This is a genomic window from Acinetobacter sp. YH12072, from assembly GCF_013419565.1.
Taxonomy (GTDB): Bacteria; Pseudomonadota; Gammaproteobacteria; order Pseudomonadales; family Moraxellaceae; genus Acinetobacter.
This window is the reverse complement of record NZ_VOZV01000081.1, coordinates 1-3367: the sequence shown is the minus strand read 5'-3', so window position 1 is coordinate 3367 and position 3367 is coordinate 1. Positions and strand designations below refer to the sequence as shown.

Genomic DNA, 3367 nt, shown 5'->3' with positions numbered 1-3367 from the left:
AAAAGATTTAGAATACTAAGTGAACGCTATCGAAATAGACGGAAAAGATTCGGTTTACGCATTAACTTAATCGCTGCACTGGTAAACCGGATGAACTTGCAATAACGACTTTCGCAAGAGATCTAATTAAAAATTACATCACCAAATTCTAATTTAGAATATTCCATAGAAATGTTGGGAGATGAATTTGATGTTCAAATGGGAGCAATTCATGGTGAAAAATTCCCCTTAGAAAAACAAGGAAGTGGTAGTCGAAGAACAGCTTTATGGACAATCCTTAAACTTCTAGCAGATAAAGGAATAAAAGCTAAAAAAGGAACTAAATCTCAACATGAAAATTTAGGTTCAAATAGTTCTCATATACTTCTACTAGACGAACCTGAAGTTAGCTTACATCCTCTAGCAATCGCAAATGCTCGTGATGTACTTTATTCATTACCTGACAGTCAAAACTGGCAAATCATGATTGCTACTCATTCCCCAAACTTTATTGATTTAACTAAAGATAATACGACTATTATAAGAGTCGAAAAAAATATAGAAAATAGTATTGAAACTACAACTCTCTTTTCTCCTGAGCAAACTAAATTAGATGAAAATGATAAAGAAAATTTAAAGTTAATGAACTTATTTGATTCTCATATTTCTCACGCATTTTTTGGAGGTAAAATTTTAATTGTAGAAGGAGACACAGAGTATTCAGCATTTAATTATATTCGTCAGCGTGAAACTGAAATTGGAAATCAGAATTATCATAATTTAAATATCATCAGAGCACGAGGTAAAGTAACTGTTGCTTCAATGATGAAAGTTTTAAATCATTTCAAAAATAAATATTATGTTTTACATGATTCAGATACTCCAAAGTGTCAAAGTCGTAAACTTAATAAACAGCTTTCATGTGCAAAAAATAAAGTCTATGACATTGTGGAAATTAATAACCCTGCTTGGACTAATAACAGCAAAATTCAGGATCAGATGGGAGAAAATTGTAAGGTAATATCCTCTTTAATAAATTTTGAACATGCATATTTTTCAGAAACTATTAGTTCTAATAAGCCTGAAAACAGCATTAATAAAATTAAATCTGATCCTCAAAAATATATCCTGATCAAACAACTATTGGATTCCATTTTAGACTTAGAGGATGCTGAGCTTCCTGATGGTGCTTTGGAATGGTCTGATATTTCAGAACTCGAACAGAGCATACCCAATATACAGTTTGAAGAAGAATCCGAACCTGCTTAATATCTAAATTTGCCTAATTCCCTCTTTTATAAAGAGGGATTAAAAAACACTCTTTCTCTAATCCTTCATCTATTAATCGCCCATTTTTACACTTTTAAGTCTGCAAAATTCATCACTTTCATGAATAATAGACCAATAAATTTATCTCCCAAATCAATGACTCTTGGTGTTCCAATGAAGAAACTCATGAACGGTGCTGAAAACATCGTTGTCGAAATGTGCAAAGGCTTTGTGCTGGCACATCCAGAACTGGCATTTAATGAATCTTATAAAATCATTTCTCGTAAAGAAAAACACCAAAATGTCGCTTTGATCAGTGGAGGTGGTAGTGGTCATGAACCAGCGCATGCCGGCTTTGTTGGTAAAGGCATGCTAGATGCTGCCGTATGTGGAGACGTATTTGCATCACCTTCACAAATTCAGGTTTATAAAGCCTTGCAGCAAGTGGCGACTGACAAAGGCGTCCTAATGATCATTAAAAACTATTCTGGCGATATGATGAATTTCCAGAATGGCGCTACATTAGCAACTGAAGATGGCATCAAAGTCGATTACGTCAAAGTCGCTGATGACATCGCAGTAAAAGACAGCCTATATACAGTTGGTCGTCGTGGTGTTGCCGGTACGATCTTCGTGCATAAGATTGCCGGTGCTGCTGCTTCTAAAGGTTATGAACTGGCACGTGTTAAAGAACTGGCACAAAAAGCTGCGGATAATGTGATTAGCTTTGGTTTTGCCTTTACCTCTTGTACCGTTCCAGCCAAAGGCACACCAACGTTCACTTTAACTGAAGATGAAATGGAATACGGCGTCGGTATCCACGGTGAACCGGGGATCCGTCGTGAAAAGATTCTGTCTTCTAAAGAACTGGCGCAGCGCATTGTCGATGACCTGTTCCTGGATCGTCCGAACCTGACTGAAGTTGCAGTACTAGTTAATGGTTTTGGCACAACGCCACTGCAAGAATTGTATGTGTTTAATAATGATGTATGTGAACATCTGGCCAGCAAAGGTATCAAAATCTACCGTACCTTTGTCGGCAACTACATGACCAGTATCGACATGGCAGGTGCATCGGTTTCTTTGTTGGCAGTGGATGATGAACTAAAGACCTATCTGGATGCAGAAGCCAATACTCCTGCATTTAAAATAGATGGTTCAACTGCACTGCCATTTGAGTTTGCGGCCAAAGACGAAGCTGCTGTACGCACAGTAAATACAGATGTTGAAACGCATCCTGAACATGCTGTGATTGCCAATGAACAATTCACCATTGAAAACATGCGCTATGTGGTCGATGTGATGAGTGCCTGCATCATTAAAAATGAAGTACCTTTCTGTGAGTTAGATGCTCATGCTGGTGATGGCGACTTCGGAATGAGTGTGGCCAAAGGTTTTAAACAACTTAAACGCCAATGGCATGAACTGGTTCAAGCTGAACAGATGGATGATTTTCTGCTGAACTGTTCAATGATCATCATGGAACATTGTGGCGGTGCATCAGGTCCAATCTGGGGTTCAGCTTTCCGTGCTGCAAGTAAAGCCATTAAAGGTAAAACCACATTAACCGTGGCGAATTTTGCAGAGATGCTACAAGCAGCAGTCAAAGGCATTCAAACGACTGGTGAGCGTTCATTTGGTCGTGGTGCCGTGGTTGGTGACAAAACCCTGATTGATGCTCTAGTTCCATGTGCAGATTCTTGGTCAGCGAATACTGACAAGACCTTTAAAGAAAACTTTTCTCTAGGTGCTCAAGCAGCAGTTCAAGGTGCGGAATCAACTAAAGAGATCGTAGCGCGTATGGGCCGTGCCGGGACTGTAGGTGATCGTAGTCTGGGTTATCCAGATGCTGGCGCACATGGTTTAGGTGTGATCTTTACTGATATTGCTGAGCATATTAAGTAATTTTTTGACTTATCCCTCACCCCATCCCTCTCCCACAGGGAGAGGGTGTCTCATTTAATTAAATAGAGGGTTAGATTTCACAGTGAAATTCCCTCTCCTTTTAGGAGATGAGATACCGTCTTGGTAGTCAATCAGGTTTTGAGATTATTCGACCACTAAATAATCTCTTTGATAGGCAGTCTGATGTTTTAAAACGCCATAACACAGATGTATA

Annotated in this window: 2 protein-coding genes and 1 pseudogene; all 3 read left to right on the top strand. The window is 38.7% G+C overall.

Features of this window, described 5'->3' with window-relative positions; all coding sequences use genetic code 11:
- Nucleotides 1–105, top strand: a pseudogene (locus tag FTU19_RS16045) (IS5/IS1182 family transposase); the annotation flags it as partial.
- A gap of 66 nt (nt 106–171) precedes the next feature.
- Nucleotides 172–1248: an ATP-dependent endonuclease gene (locus tag FTU19_RS16040; RefSeq protein WP_257225477.1), complete on the top strand. Its 1077-nt coding sequence runs from the start codon at nt 172–174 to the stop codon at nt 1246–1248.
- 174 nt (nt 1249–1422) lie between these two features.
- Entirely contained in the window at nt 1423–3153 is a 1731-nt protein-coding gene (dhaK, locus tag FTU19_RS16035) for a dihydroxyacetone kinase subunit DhaK (protein WP_180131901.1), read from the top strand.
- Nucleotides 3154–3367 lie beyond the last annotated feature (214 nt).